Source organism: Nonomuraea sp. NPDC050691 (assembly GCF_040654455.1).
Lineage (GTDB): Bacteria > Actinomycetota > Actinomycetes > Streptosporangiales > Streptosporangiaceae > Nonomuraea.
In genome coordinates this window covers 1-18,379 of record NZ_JBFAIA010000162.1, presented here as the reverse complement: position 1 = coordinate 18,379, position 18,379 = coordinate 1, and the positions used below count along the sequence as shown (strand labels likewise).

At 69.7% G+C, this 18,379-nt stretch carries 17 protein-coding genes; 11 read left to right on the top strand and 6 right to left on the bottom strand.

Annotation, left to right across the window (positions count from 1 at the left end; all coding sequences use genetic code 11):
- The first annotated feature begins 221 nt into the window (after positions 1-221).
- Positions 222-1,034, top strand: coding sequence for a carbohydrate ABC transporter permease (locus AB0H81_RS35835; RefSeq protein ID WP_358383955.1), 813 nt, complete (start codon positions 222-224; stop codon positions 1,032-1,034).
- 3 nt (positions 1,035-1,037) lie between these two features.
- Positions 1,038-2,006, top strand: coding sequence for a hypothetical protein (locus tag AB0H81_RS35830; RefSeq protein WP_358383952.1), 969 nt, complete (start codon positions 1,038-1,040; stop codon positions 2,004-2,006).
- Positions 2,007-2,371: 365 nt separating this feature from the next.
- Here the strand turns inward: AB0H81_RS35830 and AB0H81_RS35825 are convergent, their stop codons facing one another.
- On the bottom strand, positions 2,372-3,784 hold the full coding sequence (locus AB0H81_RS35825; RefSeq protein WP_358383950.1) for a cellulase family glycosylhydrolase: 1,413 nt from the start codon (positions 3,782-3,784) through the stop codon (positions 2,372-2,374).
- 66 nt (positions 3,785-3,850) lie between these two features.
- On the opposite strand from AB0H81_RS35825, the gene AB0H81_RS35820 reads away from it, so the two are divergent.
- Positions 3,851-4,330 carry a hypothetical protein gene (locus AB0H81_RS35820; RefSeq protein ID WP_358383947.1) on the top strand — a complete coding sequence of 160 codons (480 nt, stop codon included), beginning with the start codon at positions 3,851-3,853 and terminating at the stop codon, positions 4,328-4,330.
- A gap of 889 nt (positions 4,331-5,219) precedes the next feature.
- Here AB0H81_RS35820 and AB0H81_RS35815 read toward each other — a convergent pair.
- A complete protein-coding gene (locus AB0H81_RS35815) occupies positions 5,220-6,653 on the bottom strand; it encodes an alpha/beta hydrolase (protein ID WP_358383944.1) in 1,434 nt (477 codons plus the stop codon).
- A gap of 106 nt (positions 6,654-6,759) precedes the next feature.
- Here AB0H81_RS35815 and AB0H81_RS35810 point away from each other — a divergent pair, with 106 nt between their 5' ends.
- The gene (locus AB0H81_RS35810) at positions 6,760-7,938 is read left to right on the top strand and encodes a histidine kinase (protein ID WP_358383941.1); all 1,179 of its coding nucleotides are present in this window, start codon (positions 6,760-6,762) and stop codon (positions 7,936-7,938) included.
- Positions 7,926-8,606 (top strand): response regulator transcription factor, encoded by a 681-nt coding sequence (locus AB0H81_RS35805; RefSeq protein WP_358383938.1) that lies wholly within the window; start codon positions 7,926-7,928, stop codon positions 8,604-8,606. Before AB0H81_RS35810 ends, AB0H81_RS35805 begins: the two co-directional genes overlap by 13 nt.
- Before the next feature lie 248 nt (positions 8,607-8,854).
- Here AB0H81_RS35805 and AB0H81_RS35800 read toward each other — a convergent pair whose 3' ends face one another.
- Both AB0H81_RS35800 and AB0H81_RS35795 read right to left on the bottom strand, forming a co-directional pair.
- Positions 8,855-9,667, bottom strand: a complete 813-nt coding sequence (locus AB0H81_RS35800; protein WP_358383935.1) for a hypothetical protein — start codon at positions 9,665-9,667, stop codon at positions 8,855-8,857.
- Positions 9,664-9,912: a sigma-70 region 4 domain-containing protein gene (locus AB0H81_RS35795; protein ID WP_358383957.1), complete on the bottom strand. Its 249-nt coding sequence runs from the start codon at positions 9,910-9,912 to the stop codon at positions 9,664-9,666. Before AB0H81_RS35795 ends, AB0H81_RS35800 begins: the two co-directional genes overlap by 4 nt.
- A gap of 203 nt (positions 9,913-10,115) precedes the next feature.
- On the opposite strand from AB0H81_RS35795, the gene AB0H81_RS35790 reads away from it, so the two are divergent.
- Positions 10,116-10,304: a Tn3 family transposase gene (locus AB0H81_RS35790; protein WP_358383932.1), complete on the top strand. Its 189-nt coding sequence runs from the start codon at positions 10,116-10,118 to the stop codon at positions 10,302-10,304.
- Positions 10,305-10,342: 38 nt separating this feature from the next.
- Here AB0H81_RS35790 and AB0H81_RS35785 read toward each other — a convergent pair whose 3' ends face one another.
- Positions 10,343-11,671, bottom strand: a complete 1,329-nt coding sequence (locus AB0H81_RS35785) for an alpha/beta hydrolase (RefSeq protein WP_358383930.1) — start codon at positions 11,669-11,671, stop codon at positions 10,343-10,345.
- 66 nt (positions 11,672-11,737) lie between these two features.
- On the opposite strand from AB0H81_RS35785, the gene AB0H81_RS35780 reads away from it, so the two are divergent.
- From AB0H81_RS35780 to AB0H81_RS35765, 4 genes are all read left to right on the top strand, one after another.
- Positions 11,738-12,313: a TetR-like C-terminal domain-containing protein gene (locus AB0H81_RS35780; RefSeq protein WP_358383927.1), complete on the top strand. Its 576-nt coding sequence runs from the start codon at positions 11,738-11,740 to the stop codon at positions 12,311-12,313.
- Positions 12,314-12,875: 562 nt separating this feature from the next.
- Positions 12,876-13,418, top strand: a complete 543-nt coding sequence (locus AB0H81_RS35775; protein WP_358383924.1) for a tyrosine-type recombinase/integrase — start codon at positions 12,876-12,878, stop codon at positions 13,416-13,418.
- A gap of 518 nt (positions 13,419-13,936) precedes the next feature.
- The gene (locus AB0H81_RS35770; RefSeq protein ID WP_358383922.1) at positions 13,937-14,296 is read left to right on the top strand and encodes an RNHCP domain-containing protein; all 360 of its coding nucleotides are present in this window, start codon (positions 13,937-13,939) and stop codon (positions 14,294-14,296) included.
- A 1-nt stretch (position 14,297) separates the two neighbouring features.
- Entirely contained in the window at positions 14,298-14,696 is a 399-nt protein-coding gene (locus AB0H81_RS35765; protein ID WP_358383919.1) for an RNHCP domain-containing protein, read from the top strand.
- A gap of 615 nt (positions 14,697-15,311) precedes the next feature.
- On the opposite strand, the gene AB0H81_RS35760 is transcribed toward AB0H81_RS35765, so the two are convergent.
- A complete protein-coding gene (locus AB0H81_RS35760; RefSeq protein WP_358383916.1) occupies positions 15,312-15,731 on the bottom strand; it encodes a hypothetical protein in 420 nt (139 codons plus the stop codon).
- A gap of 190 nt (positions 15,732-15,921) precedes the next feature.
- Here AB0H81_RS35760 and AB0H81_RS35755 point away from each other — a divergent pair.
- A partial coding sequence (locus tag AB0H81_RS35755) for an AAA family ATPase (RefSeq protein WP_358383914.1) occupies positions 15,922-18,379 on the top strand: 2,458 nt, incomplete at its 3' end.

Below are 18,379 nucleotides of genomic sequence, written 5' to 3'. Positions count from 1 at the left end.
CTGCGGGCCGGCGGTGCAGTAGTCCATCAGCGACAGGGTTCCACCGCTGATGTTGAGACGGCGCAGGGACACCGCCTGGGAGACGGCCCAGAAGTGTCGCGCTCATCCAGCGCCGGCTGACCAGGGAGAAGGACGCATGCCACCATCAAGGCCGCAGGGCTTTCGCGCGCACCGCCTTCTACATCGCCTGCGCGCTGTTCTCGCTCGCCTTCCTGCTGCCCATGATCTTCATGATCGTGTCGAGCTTCAAAGGCAAGCTGCAGATCTTCGAAGACCTCGAATCCGTCCGGGCATTCCTGCCGGTGGGCGACGTCGGCCCCGACAACTATCAAGGCCTGTTCAGCCGGGTCCCGCTCGCTCGCTTCTATGCCAACTCCCTGCTCGTGTCGTTCCTGGTCGTCGGGCTCGGGCTGGTGATCAACAGCCTGGCCGCCTTCGGCATCGCCCGGATGCGCTGGCGCGGGCAGGGCATCGTCATGGGGGTGCTCATCGCGACCCTCATCGTGCCGTTCGAGACGCTCGCACTCCCGCTGCTGTACTGGGTGAACAAGCTGCCCTATCTCTCCTTCACCACCGGCACGCCCGAGCTGACCACCGGCTGGATCAACACCTACGCCGTGCAGATCGTCCCGTTCATCGCCAACGCGTTCTCGATCTTCCTGTTCGTGCAGTTCTTCAAGTCCATCCCCCGCGACATCGACGAGGCCGCCTTCATCGACGGCGCGGGCTTCCTGACCGTCTACCGGCGCATCGTCGTCCCACTGAGCGGACCGGCCTTCGCAACCAGCGCCATCCTCACCTTCCTGCCCATCTGGAACTCCTACCTGTGGCCGACGATGGTCGTCCAGGAGGAGAGCCTGCGGCCGCTCCCCGTCGGCCTGGACTACTTCTTCCAGTCCAACACCGCCGAGGGCGTGCCATGGGGTCAGATCATGGGCTACACCACCCTGGTCACCCTGCCGATCATGGTGCTTTTCGTCATCTTCCAACGCAGCTTCGTGGCCAGCGTGGCCAACAGCGGAATCAAGGGGTAATCAATGTTGCGACTGGCGGACAGCTGGATCTGGGACTCGTGGTACGCCCACGACGGCGAGCTCCACCACGTGTTCTACCTCCGAGCCTCCCGCGGCCTCGGCGACCCCGACCGCCGCCACCGCCACCGCCACCCGAGCGTCGGCCACGCCGTCTCCGGCGACCTGCGGGACTGGACGGTGCTCCCCGACGCGCTGACGGTCTCGGACTCCCCGGCGTTCGACGACTGGACCACCTGGACCGGCAGCGTCGTACGGGACGACGCCGGGCTGTGGTGGATGTTCTACACCGGCACCACCCGGCAGGACGGCGGCGACGTGCAGCGCGTCGGCGTCGCCACCTCAGCGGACCTGCTCGTCTGGCACAAGCACCCACCGCACACCGTCCTGGAGGCCGACTCCCGCTGGTACGAGAAGCACGGCCAGTCCGAATGGCCCGAAGAAGCCTGGCGGGATCCATTCGTCTTCCGGGGCGAGGACGGCCAATGGCACATGTACGTCACCGCCCGCGCCGGCCACGGCGATTGGCGAAGCCGTGGTGTCGTCGGGCACTGCACCTCCACCGATCTGGAGCAGTGGCACGTTCAGCCGCCGCTGACCGAGCCCGGCGCCGGTTTCGGCCACATCGAGGTCGTCCAGACGGAAGTCGTCGACGGCACTCCCACGCTGATCTTCTCCTGCGCGAGCGCCCAACTCGACGACGACGCGCGCCGTCGTTACGGCACCGGAGGGATCTTCAGCGTCACCGGGCCCAGCCTTCACGGCCCCTTCGACATCTCCACCGCCCGGCTGTTCCCCGACACCTCGCTCTACGCCGGTCGCCTCGTCCGGCACGAAGGCCGCTGGCACCTGATGGCCTTCCGCGACCTTGTCGACGGCCGCTTCGTCGGCGAACTCGCCGACCCGGTCCCCGTCACCAGTACGCCGGATGCGGGCCTGATGCCCGCCGTCGACCGCAGCGCGGCCCACCGGTAGCTCCTCCACTGGGTGCGGCGAAGTGCCCTTACCGAGGCGCGTGCGGTGGCCAGGTGCGACGGCCACCGAGGGTGGCCCGGGAGCGGGCGATCTTCTCGCGGGCGCGAGCGGACCAGACGTGCTCGTTGAGCGGGTCGAGCCGGTCGAGGCAGGCGGTGAAGTGGGCCGGCGCCGCCCGCTCGTCTGTGGAGGAGGGTGCGCCTCTTCCCAACGCCGGGGCGGCCCCGACACCGTCACGATCGCCGACGCCGCCCCGGTACCGTCCAGTCGTCAAGACCGGTCGCAAGACGGAGGGCGCGCCGGTTCACGTCGGCTGGCCTCGACCAGACGGCTGCGGCCCCCGCCTCGCGGCGGGAGCCGTACTGCTATCCAGGGGTGATCGTGAGGGTGAGGCGGCCGGCCGTCTTCGTCTTCACGGTGAGGACGCGCCTGCCGGCGTCCCAGGTGGCCTCGCCGATGGAGGCCTGCCCACCGTTGGGGAAGTCGCGTGTGGGCAGATAGATCTCGGTCGGGCCGGTCTGATTGGCGTCGAAGACCAAGGTCAGCGCCCGGGACTTCTCGTCGTAGGCGACGCTCACCGGCACCCCGCCGACCGCCCTGGGGTACGGCCGGGCCATCGCGGAGACCAGCGGCCCCGGCTTCCCCTTGTCGTCGTAGGGGCCCCAGGGGCCGGGGTCGCGTGACCAGTACGCGTGGCCCATGTTCACCTGGTCGGTGAGCCCGAGCACCCGCTTGACCAGGTCGGGGGAGCCCGGCCGGGACATGTCCAGCCCGAACTCGCCCAGCACCACAGGGCCGCCCACGCGTTCGGCGGTGCGTAGCATGTTGTCCCGCCACCAGCCGAGCGTGCGATCGGTCCACCGACGGGAACCGGCCGTGTAGTCATCGCCCAGGTCGAGCGGGAGCGGATAGAGGTGCGGAGCCAGGCCGATGCGCGGCTGGCCGTCGCGCGGGTCGTCGAAGTGTGGCAGGGCCGACGGCAAACCCCAGTTGACGCCCACAGCCTGGGGCTCGAGGAAGATCCAGCCGTCGGGGTCGACCGACCTGATCTCCGCGATCGACCTGCGGTAGAGGGTGGCCAGCGGGCCGGTTTCGAACTGGGCGCCCTGGATCGAGCCGCCCCAGGGCTCGTTCATCAGGTCGTAGCCGATGACGGCGGGGTCGTCCTTGAACCTGGCGGCCACCGCCTTCCACGCCTTGGCGTAGTGGTCCATCAGTTCGGGGTGGTCACCGGTGGTGTTCCAGAAGTGGTCGAAGGCCCGTATGACGCCGGGTTCCAAGTAGTACATCTCCCAGGTGGGCTGGTCGGTGCTGACCGGGAGGTCGTCGAGGTGTGTGGCCCACCCGGGCGCGCCGTTGCCCGCGCCTTTATCCGGGGTGATGTCGCTGCCCCACAGGTCCTGGTGCATGTCCAGCATCACGTGGTAGCCACGCTTGGCGTACCAGGCGACGCGCTCAGCCACCTTGTCCAGATATTTCGTGTCATAGGTGCCTGGGGTGGGCTCGAGCGTGCGCCACTGGATCAGGAAGCGGACGAAGTTCGTCCCCATGTCCCGGTATTCACGGTCGAGGTCCGCCTCGGTGAACTTCGGCAGGCCGTCAGGCGTGCTCTTGGCGCTGCTGGCCGTGTTGAAGCCGTGCAGGAGCAGCACCCTGCCCTGATCGTCCGTGACGAACCGGGCGACGGGCTTCGGGGTGGGTCTGGTCGCCGCGGCGACGCCGCCCCCGGCCAGGACGGCCAGCACGGCGACGGCCGTGATAAGCCGAGCACTCTTCATCTGAACTCCGGTCACCGGGAACGGGGGTCTTCCGCCAGAATCGCGGTCGCGGCTAGCCTGCCGAACATGAGCATTAGTCGCAATAGCCTCCCCGCGATCGTCACGCTCGCGATCGTCCTGGCCTTCGGACTGTTGGGGAGCGCGCTGGTCACCCGGGTGGGCTACCTGGCCGTGCCTCCCGCGCTCGGCCTGCCGTACGGGCTGCCGGGTCTGCGCGTGGTGCCGCTGGGGGAGACGACCTGGCTCGTCACGCTCACCGACAGCGCCCTCGCCTTGATGCTGGTCGTCATGGTGGCCCGGGCTCGGGGTGGCTTCTGGCGCACGTGGGGGGCGTTCGTGCTGGGGGCGGTGGTCGTGAACCTGTTGCGAGCGGTCGTGCTGTCCCAGATCGCCTCGGCGGGCCCGGGGGCATACGCCGGACATCTTGTGGGCGGGCTGATCGCGGGCCTGCTATGGGGGATCGCGCTGGGCTGGCTCGCCGGGCTGGCCGCCCTCCCGCGTCGGCAGCGGGAGCGTGCCACCGCGGGCATGCCCTTGGCTGGGTGAGCACTGTCGGGGATCGAGTCATGCCGGGATCCGGTGGTCTTGGGAAAGACGAGCACCTTGAAGGCGGGTACCGCGGTGTCGGCGCGCGCTGATGCCGTCGGCGAGAACAGCGACAGGACAGGCAGGACGAGGGTAAGGGCCATCGTCGCGGCTGTTCGGCGTAAGGCGCGATGGTCGTAGGGCTGTTACAACAGCTCCTTTACGGCTTTGGAGAACATCGGTACGCCGGTTATCGGTGAGAACGATCATAGTCGGCAGTCGACGCTTGCGGTCCGGGGCCGCAGGTCGCCGTTGGGGTTGGGCAGGCGGTGGGTGCCGAGAGATTCGTCTGCGGCGTCGGCGAGCGTGATCGCGGCGCCGCGCAGCGCGGCGACCTTCCCGCTGGCCGCGCTCACCGGCGGCCGTCCAGCGCGGGCGCCGCGTCCCAGATGATGTGCTGGATAACGTGCCGGATTCGCGCATCGGCCACGGGGATGGATCTCCAGTTCGACCGCGATCGCTCAGCCCTTATGTACGTGATAACAGACTGCTATCACGTACATAAGGGCGTGCCTCCGGAGAGGTGCTTGCTGCCGCGCGGCACTTTCCGCCATGCGATCGCTACCTCCTGCGTGGGAGGCGTAGAGCTATAGGTGGATGGGAAAGCCGGCCGTACCGTCGGGGCGGCCCACGCACCGGCCGCGACGAGACCGTCAAGGACGTAGACCCGGTGAAGGCCTTCCCTGGCGGCGAGATCTACCTGAGCATGCCTGGCCTGGGTGATCGTCTCGCCGCCAGGGTTGCCGGTGAGATCGGCGCTGACCCTGGGCGTCCGCTACGACGAGGCCATTCACACGGCCAACCGCAACCGAGTACTCAAACGCGCGGCATGAGGTTGACAGAGGGTGTCTCATTCGAGGTACTCGGGCAGGCGGTCAGCTTCGCCGGCTACTTTGTTCATGAAGGCGACAAACCGCTCCGCCTCATCGAACATCGCCCGATGCCCGGCCCCCTCAAAGATCACCAGTTCCTTCCGAGGCGCCCGCAGTCCCCGATACCACTCGTTGAACAGCATCGACAGGCCTCGCATCTCTCGTGAGCCCATCACGAAGTAGACCGGCACATCGAGGCTGGGCACATCCCGCCGCAGGTCCGTCTGCTGCATCCGCGGATACAGCACGCTCCATGTGTCCAGAATGGCGTTGAGCGTATGAATCTTCTCCAGGAGCGAATACTCCGAGGCGTCGATGGAAAACCCTGGCTCACCCTGCCCATACGCCTGGTTCTCGTACATCATGATCGGCTCGTAGTCATGGACGTCCGAGTACGGCGGCGCCCCCTGCGAGATGAGCTGGTCAGCCAGGTCACGCCGACCGGTGGTGCGAGCCCAGGCGAGGATGTCGTCGTAGAAGATGCGGTCGCTGGCGGGCAGGTTGACGCCCTGGCCGGTGCCCACGTAAGCCAGATACTTCGCAGGACTTCGCTGCACGGCCAGCACACTCAGCAGTGAGCCCCCGGAGTGCCCGAGCAAGTAGATCTTGTCCTGCCGGAAGCGCTGCCGCAGGTAGTCGGTGACCGCCAGGATGTCGCTGACCGCGCCGTCGACGGTCACGGTCGAGGTTGGATCCAGTGCCGCGTAGGAGGAGCCGCCGCCGCGCCGGTCCAGGGTGGCGACCACGAACGTCCGCTCGAGGGCGGACAGCTGCTGCCGCATCGCACCAGTTTCGGAGCCGCCCGGCGCGCCAGGGACGAACAGAAGCACGGGTCGCGTCCGGTCGGTGCCCCGGATCAAGAGGCCGAGCCGGTGGGCGCCGACGTCGACCTGGGTCAGTTCGGCCACAGCGGCAGGTCCGGGAAGGGCGGGCGTGCTGGCGGGTATGGCCACGGCGACGGCGATCAGGGCCAGGAAGGCGGTGCCGATACCGAGCGTGATCCGGCCGAGCCAGCGGCGAATGCGTCCGCGGGAGGAGGGGGAGGCACCCTGCTGCCTGCCGTACAGGATGCCGAGAAGCATGGGGAACACCGAGAGGAGGCTGTGCACCCCCCGCCCGGTCACGAGAGTGATGATCCCGAAGGGGCCGGGCCGGGGAGCGTCGACAGAAGGGCCGACCACGCCGATCCGGGCGAGCTCCAGAGCGAGCACGAAAGCGAGGGGGGCAGCCAGTAAGATCCACCGTGATCGGTTGACTCGTCCCGCGGCGACGCCCACGGCGGCGCTGATGAAGATCGATCCAAGTGCCGTCGGGCCGGTCAGTGGTCCGCGCGGCGTCCACCAGGCCGCGGTCAGTCCCCAGAGGGTGGCGACCGCGACGATGGCCGCGAGCGTCCTGATGTGTGTCCTCATGACCGCGAGCATGGGATAAGCGCGGAAGGTCCGCGCCAGCCGGAGGAAGGGCCGGGCCCTACTTTGGTAGGTCCCCGGTCGTAGCCGGGCCTCGTAGGCTGCCCACATGCCCGCGATGACCTTCGCCCTGCTGATGCCGGACTCGGTGGACGGACGGCGGCTGGCCGTCCGTGACCGAGTCGCCGACTTCTTGGCGATCATGCTGGCCCTGGCGTACGGCTCGCTGATACTACCGTTGGGCGCGGCGATGTCGCCGGGTGCGTTGCTGCCGTGGCCCGTCGATGTTCTGATCGGCCTGGCCTGCACCGGGACGCTGGTGTTACGGCGCCGGTGGCCGCTGGGGGTGGCTATGGCGGTCGTGCCGTTCGGGGCGGTTTCGGTCATGGCGACGGGGGCGATCTATGCTGCGCTGTTCAGTCTCGCGGTACGGCGGCGCGCGAGCGTGGCGCTGGGAGTCGCGGCGGTCAACGTCGCGCTCGGTGCCGCCTATTTCCTCCTCCATGCGGACCCGCCTTTTCCGGCCTGGGTCGATCCCGTTCTCCGGGCAGTGATCAGCGCGGCGGCGGTGGGCTGGGGCTTGTTCGTGGACGCGCACCGAAGGCTCACGCGGTCACTGCGAGAGCACGCCGAACGGTTGGAGGTCGAGCAACACAATCGCGTCGAGCAGGCGCGGCTCACCGAGCGGGCACGCATCGCGAGGGAGATGCATGACGTGCTGGCCCACCGGCTGTCGCTGGTCAGCCTCTACGCAGGGGCCCTGGGCGTACGGGGTGAGCTGCCGCCCGAGGAGCTGACGGTCGCGGTGGACGCCATCCGGAGCAGCGCGCACACGGCGTTGCAGGAGCTGCGGACGGTCATCGGGGTCCTGCGTGACGACCCGCCGGGCCGGCCCGAGCTGCCGCAGCCCGGATTCGGGGACATCCCCGGGCTCGTCGAAGGCGTCACCGCACACGGCATGCTCGTCGACTACAGGAGTGACGTGCCGGAGGAAGCCCCGCCCGCCATACTCGGGCGCACCGCCTACCGGATCGTCCAAGAGGCGCTGACGAACGCGGGCAAGCATGCGCACGGATCGCCCGTGAAGCTGCGCATTTCCGGGCAGCCGGGATCCGAGCTGGGCATCCGGATGAGTAACCCGGACAGGGGTCAACCTCTGATGGTTCCGGGTGCGGGACTCGGGCTGGTCGGCGTGGAGGAGCGGGTCGCCCTCGCAGGTGGCAGGGTGGAGTACGGCAAGGCGCAGGGCGTGTTCCGGCTCGAGGTGTGGTTGCCTTGGCCGGCGTGAACGGGCTGCGCCCCATTCGGGTGGCCATCGTCGACGACGACCCGCTGGTGCGCACCGGGCTGCGCATCCTCTTGGGCGGCTTCCCGGACATCGAGGTCGTCGCCGAGGCGGGCGACGGCGCGGCCGCGGTGACGATGGTGCATGCCCACTGGCCGGACGTGGTTCTCATGGACATCCGCATGCCCAGGGCCGATGGCCTGGCCGCCACCCGCCGGATCCGCCGCGGGCCCGACTCGCCGCAGGTCATCGTCCTGACCACCTTCCACATCGACGAGTACGTCCTGGAGGCGCTTCGCAACGGCGCCGCCGGATTCCTGCTCAAGGAATCGGCGCCGGAGGAGATCATCGGGGCCATCCGGTCCGTCGTGGCGGGTTCGCCCAGCCTGTCGCCCGCGGTCATCCGCAGGCTCATCCGCCAGGTCGCCGACCCTGCTGCCGGGACCCGCCGCGACCGTGCGCGGGAGCGGCTGTCGGTGCTGACCGAGCGAGAGCGGGAAGTGGCCGTCGCGCTGGGGTGCGGCTGGTCCAACGCGGAGATCGCCGAGGAACTCGGCATGGGGCTGGCCACCGTCAAGGGGCACGTCTCCCGGCTGATCACCAAGCTGAAGGTCAACAACCGAGTGCAGATCGCCCTGCTGGTCCACGACGCCGAACTGCTGGAGGGCTAGCTGTGATGTCCAGGAAGGTTGGTCAGTCGGGTGACGGTGGCCTGCCGCCTATGGCGGAGTGTGCTCGGTGACGATTGTCGTGGATGAGAAGGGGGCGTAGACCGCAGGCCGCAACTGAGAAGACGACCGGGCGGTCGGATCACCAACCCCCGCCCGGGACTGCGGCAGGATCGGCGACCTGCCAGTCCATCGTGGCCACCTTCAGCTCCTGTGGGGCCAGGGCATCGATGACGATCCCGGCGGCGGCCTCAACCCTCGGGTTCCGGCCCTACGAACAGAATGGCCTGGTTCTCCGAGCCCCGCAGACCGTCGTGGATGCACCAATTGGGATCGACTTTGTCGGCGGGGATCCCATTCGGATACGGCCGGTCGGAACCTCTGTATCGGTAGCGGTACTCGACGGGCACGTTACGCGCGCGGAGGACGGCAACCGCCTCAGCTACGGTGTACTTGTCGATGCCGGGTAGGCCGATGCCTGCGCCTGGCTCGTCGTCCCCATCCGTGTCGTACATCTCACCTTGCTCCGCCGCACGGCCGAAGACGATGCTGGCGTGGGACCGGTAGCTGACCGGTACTTTGACGGCCACCGAGCACGCGCGCTCCCCGCACGAGCCCTCAACCGCCTCGAGCCGGCCGGCCGGATCGTCGCCGTCCTCCATGAACAGGACCTTGCCAGCCTTGTCCGGACCGGTGGGCGCCAGCTTGAGGTCGATGTCCATTGCTCGCTGCTGGAACTCCTCCCGGTAACGCTCGGGATCGGCGTCCGGGTCCTGCACCCGGACGACGAGGTATCCGCCCTCTCGCTGGAAGGAGAGGGCCGCCGCCTCGGCGCGCTGCGGCTCGACCCAGCCGGACGAGAAGGCGACCACTGCGGCGGCCGTCGCCGCCCCCATGAGCGGAATGCCGACGATCAGACGCCGACGCCACCAAGACCGGGGTGCAGGTTCCGGGGCGGCCGCTGTGATGTGCTCTGCCAGCTCGTCCCGGGCCCCTGTGCTCACCAGCACGGCAATCTCGTTGTCGGTGACGGGGTTGAGGCGGCTGATCGAAATCTTGGTCATGCGGAGTCTCCTTCCGGTACCTGTGCGCGCGCTGCACGTCCTGGAGGGCCTACCGAGAGAGCGCGGGCCAGGCGGCGACGGGCCCGATGCAGCCGAATCCGTACGGCGTTGGCCGAACAGCCCAGCACAACTGCGATCTCGGCGACAGACATGCCCTCCCAATCCGCAAGCGACAGCACTTCTCGGTAGCCATCGGACAGGTCCGCGAATGCCTTGGGTGCCCACGCCACCCCGCCAGGGATCATCACGACCAGTCGGCGGAGCGTCCATCCATCACGCGGTCCGGGGGACCTTGTCCTCGTCGCCGGTCGCCGGTCGCCGGTCGCCGCGTGGGGGCGGTGGGCTCGGAAGCGGGCCGGCGTGGCGGCCACTACGAGCACCATACGCAGGCCGGCCGACAAAGTCCGCTCCTACGCCGCAGCGTCGAGAAGGGACGCGGCTGCAGGTCGTGGAGAACTGGAACAGCGCCAACGACAAGATCTTCTACGGGCGTGACGGCGTGCTGACCGGGGCCGATCGTGAGCACGCCGAGGTGTCCATGCTCACCTTGCACCTGCTGCAGTCCTCGCTGGTGTTCGTCAATACCCAGCTCCTTCAGGCCGTGCTGCGAGATCCGCAGGGGGGGGCGGCCAGCTGACGGAGGAAGATCGGCGCGCGCTCAGCCCGCTGCGAGCCTTACCTGTGGTCGCGGAGGAAGGCGGAGATGCCGGTGCGGGTTGGGTAATTGGGCAGGGGCGACGGCTCGCTCTGGAGGAACGCTGTGATGACGGCAGCGGCGCGCTCGTTGTTGTCGTCGAGGCCGTTCCACATGCGGTGTCCGACGCCGGGCATGTATTGGGTTCGCTCGATGGCGGGGTCGGCGGCGAGGATGCTGGTCTGCCATTGGCGTGTCTGTGAGGAGCATTCGGCGATCATCAGCATTGCGGGGGTCCGGGAGCGGCTCAGCTCGGGGGCGATGGAGGGCGAGTCTTTGATCGTCTGCTGGATCTGTAGGCTGGCGGCGGCGTTGAAGGAGAAGTTCTCCGCGGTGTCCTCGGTCGGGATGCGGCCGGCGTCGCGCGCGCAGTAGGCGGAGGCGGTGTCGCTGCCGAGATCAGCGGCCTTGAAGGCGTTGACGCCTTCGGCCTGCGTGATCAGGCCGGTGTCGGGCGGCAGGAGCCCGAGTTGGATGAGGCCGAGCGCGACGGCGTACCGGGGGACGCGCGTCGCCCGCGCTCCGGTTGGGGCCGGGGCGAGGCCGCGCGCGGACGGTCTCCCCAGGTGCCCGCTGGTGAGCGCGGCGGGGCCGTCCATGGGGCCGGGTTCGGCGATGATTGCCCGATGTACGCGGGCGGCGGTGTCCGGGGTGGCCAGGGCCCGGGTGAGCACGATTGCGCCCGCGGAGAACCCGAGGACGTCGGCCGGGCCCCTGTTCAGGCGGTCGATGAAGGCGGCCAGGTCGCTTACGGACCTGGAGATTGTGTACTGCTCCATGGGCAGCAGGTTGCTCCGCCCGCCGCCGGGGTGCTCGTAGGCGTACACGTCGTAGCCCTGTCCGGCCAGGAGCCGCAGGAACCGGTGGTCGAGCACGGAGATGGAGCGGACGGGCCCGCCATGAAGGTAGACGAGCGGCGTGGGACGGCGGGGGGTGCCGGCGGCGGGGGGATAGTGATAGACGGCGACCCGGCTTCCCGTGCTCAGGCTCCAACGTTTCGTCGCGACGAAGGGCAGGTCGGGCGGGTACTGCCGGGTCGTGGGAACGGCGGGGACACAGACCGACGCCGTGAGCGCGGCGGCGGCGACCACCGGGACGAAGGGCCACAGCCGGCCCCGCCAGGTACGGCCCCGGCCTCGCCACAGTGCGGCGATGATGCCGACTGCGAGGGCGGTCAGCCAGGCGGCGAGCCCGGAGCGCGCGCCGTCCGTCAGGACGACCAGCGCGAGGAACAGCCCGGCCAGCCCCACGACGGCGAGCAGGGCCAGGATGAGACGGCCGAGGAGGCGGAGGGGAACGGAAAGAGACATACAGTTTCCAAACGCTGTTTCAATACGATGTTTGGAAACGCTACCAGCTCGGCTAGGCTGGTCGTCGTGGGAAGGCCGAGAACGAACGACGACAGCGTCAAGGACCGCCTCATCGAGTCCGCGACCGAGATGTTCGCCACCCGCCCACGGGAGTCGATCACCATCCGCGCCCTGGCCGCCGCCGCCGGGGTCGCGACCGCCGCGGTCTACTCGCTGTTCGACGGCAAGGACGGGCTGATCGCCGAAGTACGCAACAGGGCGGTCGCCGGGCTGTCCCAAGAACTGTCGGCGGCGCCGACCTCCGATGACCCCGTCGCCGACCTCTATGCGCTCGCAGTCGCGTACCGGCGATGGGGGCGCGAGCACCGCCACCTCTACACCGTGTTGTTCGGCGGCGTGCAGAGCTTCGACCCGTCCGGCGAAGTGGGCGCCGCAGATCCCGTCAGGCCGCTCATCAAGGCGATAGACCGCGCTCGATCGGCCTCCGCACTCTCGGGTGACGCGACCTCGATCGCGCTCTCCCTCTGGGTGACCCTGCACGGTATGGTGACGCTCGAACTGGCCGGGGCCCTCGACACCGCCACGGCCGAGGCCACCTTCCGCTCGGCCATCCCCGCCGCACTGCGCGGCTGGGCAGCCTGACCTCATGTCGGCGCCTCGTCCCGGCCTGATCGGTCACCAGAAGGACGACGCACTTCGAGACTCGCGGTGAGCTGGCGGCCGATACTGCTGAAGAGGACCCGCACACCATGTACGTGATAACGGTCTTATCCCGTACATGAGCGATCACGGCGGCACGTCGACCAGGAGAACCCCTCGCCGGGACGCTGCGCGACTCCGGCACGTTATCCGGTACATCACCCAGGCCGGCACAGTGGCCGCCGCCCGGCGGCCGGCATGACCGCCGCACCAAAGATCACCGCCCTTCGCGGTGGGCACGTCACGCTCGCCGCGGCCGCCGACGCCGAGATTGGCGCCGCGCTCACCGAACTGTGGAGCCGATGCGCGCCGGCTGGAACCGCAACCGCGCCGCCATCACCTCCTGGCTTGCCTGGTGCCTGACCAAGAAGCACTGGGCCGCCCCGCCGGTCCCGGCCCACGCCGAACGCCGCCAGGAAAGCGCCGACGAGACCCGCGCCGTGGCCAAGACCACCATCCACCGGCTGCTGTCACGCCGCGACATCCCGCTGCGCGAGAAGACGCTGTGGCGGATGCTGTACGAGACGGCGGCCCGGCCGCGGAGATCCTCGCGCTCAACGTCGAGGACCTCGACCTGGAGCACCGGCGCGCCCCCGTCCGCTCCAAGGGCGGCGCCACCGAGTGCGTGTACTGGGACAGCGGCACCGCCCACCTGCTACCCCGCCTGCTCCGCCTCCCGGACGGCAGCCCTCGCACCCACGGCCCGCTGTTCCTGTCCGAACGCCGCCCGGTCCCCGCCCGCCGCCCGGCCGCCGGCGACATCTGCCCGCACACCGGCCGCGCCCGCCTCGGCTACGACCGCGCCCGCGTCCTGCTGGACAAGTACGCCGGCCTCGACCTGCACCAGCTGCGCCACAGCGCCGCCACCCACCTCGGCGACGCCGAAGTACCGCTGCAGCTCATCATGGGCAAGACCCGGCACAAGACCCCCGCACCGCCATGCGCTACGTCAAACCCGGCGCCGAAGCCATCGCCAAGGTCACCGAGGTCCCGGCACCGCGCCGCCGTACCCACTGATCAACTGAGTGGCGGCTCGCCGGAGCTATAGGAGTTCCGGGCCGTCATCGTGGGCCGCTGCAGCGGGCCGTGCTCGATGCCGTCCGGGGCGGGGGTGGTCTGCTGTGGGCCGGTGTGGGCCTGCGCGGTCTGGGGTCGCATCGGCCTCGCCCACTTCCCGCCGCCAATGCGTCCTCACCGAACGCGAGATCGACGAGCACACCCCTTGAGGCCGCTCAGCCGAAGACGGCGACCGCGCGACCTGGTGTGCTCAGAGGTATTGCGAGTCAAAACCAGTGGCGGCGACGCGCGCTGTCCCCTTACGCTCGCAAGCGTCCGATCGGTGGAGCTTGTGGGCCCTTGTGCCCCAGGAAGGAGGGGGTGAGTTGATGGCCGGCACTGCGCCGAGTGCGCCTCGTCATGCCGTGGGCCATTCCCGCCTCTGAGATCACCACTTCTGAAATCAAGGCCGGACGCCTGCCATACCAGCATGCCCGCGTAATCCCGCGAGGCCCGCTCGGCGCTCCCTTGCTGTCCTGATGACATGAAATCCGGCAAGGAGTACCCAGGTTGTCCACCAACCACAAGCTCACCAGTACACAGACCTTCTCCTGCGTACGCTGTGGCTTGACCGTCACCACGCACGCCCCTGACGGAGCCCGACGCAACCACTGCCCGAGCTGCCTACACTCGCTGCACGTGCTCGACCGGGTGGAGGGCGGCCCGTCGAATTGCGGGTCGCGCATGATCCCTATTTCGATCGCCGTTCTGCGCACCGGCGATTGGATGATCATCCATCGCTGTTCCCGGTGCGATGAGCTGACGTCCAACCCCATCTGCGGGGACGACAACCAGCTCATCCTCATGCGCATGGCCGTACGGCCGCTGGCGCAGCCGCCGTTCCCGCTCGAGGCGTTCGGCGACCTGTGACATGCCGAGGAGGAAACCGGGCCGTGAACGGCCCCAACGCCGCAAAACGGTGCACCAGACGGCCGGCGACGCGTTCCGCTGTGTCGGGTGCCGGCTGGACGTGCCGATGATCGCGCCAGGCACAGCGCACCGCAACCACTGCCCGCACTGCCTGACGAGCCTGCACGTCGACCACCGGATCCCTGGGGATCGGCGGGCGGCCTGCCGGGGCCGGATGGCGGCGCTGAGCGTCAGCGTCCGGCGGGACGGGGAGTGGCTGATCATCCACTGCTGCCAGTCATGCGGCGAGCTCAGCGCCAACCGCATCGCGGGCGACGACAACGCGCTGGTCCTGCTGCGCGTCGCCATCCGCCCCCTGTCCGACACCCGCCTCCCTGTCAGCGCCCTGCTGACCCTGTGAAAGCCCGAGCAGGCGATGAAGCTTGTGCCGGGACCGCGGTGACGCGGCCCCCGAGGAGGCACGTCACAGGTCACCCATTCATGAAAATCACGTTCCTGGCGCCAATTTCTGCACTCAGACTCCTCGAAGGCCCATCACGCCGGCGATTGCTACACGACAGCCGCCCTTGGGTCTTCCTGCGATCACGGCGACCCGGTCGGGGCAGGCGTTGACGCAGATCAGCGCGGCCAACGCGGTCCACGGGACCACGGGCATCCCGTGGTCCCGTCCCGCGAGCGCCGCCCGACGCTGAAGTCCACCGGTGTCAACATGCTCCGCGGGCACTTGCGTCGAGCACGCGGCGGTCGCCCGCGGGCGACGCAATTCGGGTGCCGGTAAGAGGGGTCCCAGTAGCAATCGCGGAAGATCCAACGGGTATGGATCTGACCTGCATGGATGGAAGCGGGTCAGATTCCCGCTGTGCTCCAGCAGGTCGTTGGGAGGATACGGGTATGCGCACTCGGACGGTCCGGAAACTCCGAGCAGCGCGGTGCTGCCCGGACGTCTCACAGTCCGGCTACTCCCTATGGACACATCGCAGGCGTGCGAGCCGGCGCGCCTTGCCACGCAGCTCGCTCAGGCCCTGCGGAGCCCGGCAAACTGCAGGCCGGTGAACCCCGCCACCACTACCGCCTGGACGACCACGAAGGCCGTGCCCAGACCGGTCACCGGGAACCATCCGGCGATCAGCATCTCCGCGCTGGCCGCCACCCAGGCCACGTTGACCACCATCACCGCGATCACCGCCGCCCTGTTCACCACCGGACGCGCGGCAAGGTAGAGGAGGGTCGCGGCGAAGGCGACCAGGAACGCGCCGACCGGCACGAGGAACGCGGCGGGCAGGCCGAACATCGAGCCGAAGATCGCTGCGACCGCCAGGAAGACGAGGCCGTTGGCGCCCGACCCGATGGCGTCCTGCTTGAGCGCGAACCGCAGCAGCTTGGCCCGGGCGTTGGAGTTGGCGGCAGTAGTGGGCGCGGTGGCGGTGGCGGCCATGATCAGATCCTTTCGTGCGGGACGCTGTCGTCCTTGTGCCAACGAAGCTACGCAGGCCGACGCCGCGCCGAATCTGTCATCGTGACGGTAGTCCTCGGTCACGGTCACCCGCTCGCACACTGGGCGGGCACCTGGCCTTCGCCGCCGCTGCCAGGCCGGAGCTATGTCCGCGTTCCGCTAGATTTCGGCCATGTTGTACGGGCGGGCTGCGGAGCAGGCTCAGGTGGATCGGCTGCTGGCGAACGCGCGTTCCGGGCGCAGTGGTGTATTGGTGGTACGCGGCCAGCCGGGTATCGGGAAGACCGCGTTGCTCGGCCACCTGGCGGAGCGGGCCGCGGGGGTGCGGGTGCTCCACGGGGTCGGCATCGAGTCCGAGGCGGAGCTGCCGTATGCCGCCCTGCATCTGCTCCTGCGTTCCGAACTTCACCGGATCGACGTGCTGCCCGAGGCACAGGCGGGGGCGCTGCAGGGCGCGCTGGGGCTGGGCGCGGCGGCTCCGGACAACCGGTTCCTCGTCGGGCTGGCCGTGCTCAGCCTGCTGGCCGAGGTCGCGGGCGACGGGGCGCTGCTCTGCCTGGTCGACGACGCGCAGTGGTTCGATCGGGCGTCCATCGACGCGCTGGTGTTCGTGGCGCGGCGGCTGGACGCCGAAGGCGTCGCGCTGGTGTTCGCGGGCAGGGAGGAGTTCCACCCGCAAGGGCTGCCCGAGCTGTGGCTGGACGGTGTGGACCGCGACGCCGCCGTCACGCTGCTGGCCGAGTCGACCAGGGATCTGGCGCCCAAGGTGCGTGACCGCGTCCTGGAGGAGGCGCGCGGCAATCCCCTCGCGCTCATCGAGCTGCCGTCCACGTTCACCTCGGAGCAGCAGGCCGGGCAGCTGAACCCGTTCACCACGATTCCGGTCGCCAACCGGGTGCAGCAGGCCTTCCAGCAGCAGATCCGGGCGCTGCCCGACAGGGCTCAGGCCCTGCTCGCGGTGCTCGCCGCCGACGACACAGGCGATCTCGGCATCGTGCTGCGCGCCGCGGGGTCCTTCTCCGCCGGGCTGGCGGACCTGGAAGCGGCGGAGCAGGCCAAGCTGGTCACGGTGAACGGGGCCGCGGTGGCCTTCAGGCACCCGCTCATCAGGGCCGCCGCCTACCAGAACATGCCGTTGACGTCGCGGCTGGCCGTACGGCGTGCGCTCGCCGAGGTGCTCGACGGCGGCGAGCACGCCGACCGCAGGGCCTGGCATCTGGCCGCGGCGACGACCACGCCTGACGAGGACGTGGCGCGCGAGCTCGAGCTGGCCGCGGAGCGGGCGCGCACCCGTTCCGGCTTTGCGGCCATGGCCGCGGCCTACGAGCGGGCCGCCGAACTCACCCCCGACACCGCCAAGCGGTCGGTACGGCTGGCCGCGGCGGCCGTGGCGGCCAGCGACGCGGGCCAGCCGACCCGCGCGGGCTCGCTGGCCGACCGGGCCAGCGAGGAGATCCAGGACCCGCTGGCCCTCGCTCACCTGATCCAGGTGCGCGCCCATCGGGAGTTCGAGCAGGGCAGCCAGGCCGCGGCCGGCGAGCTCATCATCGCCGGCGCGGAGCGGGTCGCCAGGCTGGACGCCGAGCGGGCGGCCTACCTGATCGTGGAGGCGGTGCGCTGCGGATGGTACGCCGGCGACCCGGGCCTGGCGGAGCAGGCGGCAAGCCTGCTCAGGGCCCTGCCCAAGATCGGCTCTCCGCTGGTGAGCGGCGCGCTCGGGCTGGCCGCGCTGGTCAACGGCGACCTGAAGGATGCGGTCACACTCATGCAGGAGCTGGTGCTCGCTCCGGATCTGTCCGCGCTCCAGGTGCCAGGCCTGCTCTTCATGGCCCAGCTGTGCGCTCCCATCGGGCGCTACGGTCAGGGCGAGGCCGCCGCGGCGCGCGTGGAGGCCGAGTGCAGGGCCCACGGCATGGGCGGCTGGCTGACCACCGCCGTGGAGACCCGGCTGCAGGCGCAGATGCTGCTCGGCAGGTATCGCGAGGCGGCGACCAAGCTGGAGGAGATCATCCCCGTGATCGGCGACCTGGGGCAGCGGAACGGAGCGGTCGCGCTCACCGCGCTGCTCGCCCTGGCGTGCGGCGAGCTGGGCGACGAGCAGGGTTGCCGGACGGCGGCCGCGGCCGTCTTCGAACAGGCGGGAATGCGCGGGCTCCGCACGGCCGAGGCGGTCGCGGTGGCCGGGCTCGGGCGGCTGGAGCTCGCGCTGGGCCGTCCAAAGGCGTCGCTGGGGATCCTGGAGAGGCTGTCGGCCGCCAACGCGCCGGTGTCCGTGTTCTTCGCTCCTGACCGGATCGAGGCCGCCGTCAAGGCCAGGGAGCCCGAGCGGGCGCGCGAGCCCCTGGCGTACTACCTGAACTGGGCGGCCAGCGTCGGCGTCCCGTCCGCCGACGCGGTCGTACTGCGCTGCCGCGCCCTCGTCGAGAACGACGAGGACCTGTACGAGGAGGCCATGCGGGCGCACGAGCAGGGCGAGCAGCCACACGAGCAGGCCCGCACACGGCTGCTCTACGGCGAGTGGCTACGGCGGGCGCGCAAGCGTGCCGCCGCTCGCGCCCAGCTGCGCGCCGCCCTGGAGACCTTCGACCGGCTCGGCATGGTGCTGTGGGCCGAGCGCGCCCGCGCCGAGC

What these genes read in the sequence shown, in the direction of transcription:
- AB0H81_RS35825 (WP_358383950.1), bottom strand. Translation starts at nt 3,784, where the DNA reads ATGAAGAGTGCTCGGCTTATCACGGCCGTCGCCGTGCTGGCCGTCCTG.
- AB0H81_RS35835 (WP_358383955.1), top strand. Translation starts at nt 222, where the DNA reads ATGATCTTCATGATCGTGTCGAGCTTCAAAGGCAAGCTGCAGATCTTC.
- AB0H81_RS35765 (WP_358383919.1), top strand. Translation starts at nt 14,298, where the DNA reads ATGCCGAGGAGGAAACCGGGCCGTGAACGGCCCCAACGCCGCAAAACG.
- AB0H81_RS35795 (WP_358383957.1), bottom strand. Translation starts at nt 9,912, where the DNA reads ATGATCCCTGGCGGGGTGGCGTGGGCACCCAAGGCATTCGCGGACCTG.
- AB0H81_RS35810 (WP_358383941.1), top strand. Translation starts at nt 6,760, where the DNA reads ATGCCCGCGATGACCTTCGCCCTGCTGATGCCGGACTCGGTGGACGGA.
- AB0H81_RS35760 (WP_358383916.1), bottom strand. Translation starts at nt 15,731, where the DNA reads ATGGCCGCCACCGCCACCGCGCCCACTACTGCCGCCAACTCCAACGCC.
- AB0H81_RS35820 (WP_358383947.1), top strand. Translation starts at nt 3,851, where the DNA reads ATGAGCATTAGTCGCAATAGCCTCCCCGCGATCGTCACGCTCGCGATC.
- AB0H81_RS35815 (WP_358383944.1), bottom strand. Translation starts at nt 6,653, where the DNA reads ATGAGGACACACATCAGGACGCTCGCGGCCATCGTCGCGGTCGCCACC.
- AB0H81_RS35800 (WP_358383935.1), bottom strand. Translation starts at nt 9,667, where the DNA reads ATGACCAAGATTTCGATCAGCCGCCTCAACCCCGTCACCGACAACGAG.
- AB0H81_RS35830 (WP_358383952.1), top strand. Translation starts at nt 1,038, where the DNA reads ATGTTGCGACTGGCGGACAGCTGGATCTGGGACTCGTGGTACGCCCAC.
- AB0H81_RS35785 (WP_358383930.1), bottom strand. Translation starts at nt 11,671, where the DNA reads ATGTCTCTTTCCGTTCCCCTCCGCCTCCTCGGCCGTCTCATCCTGGCC.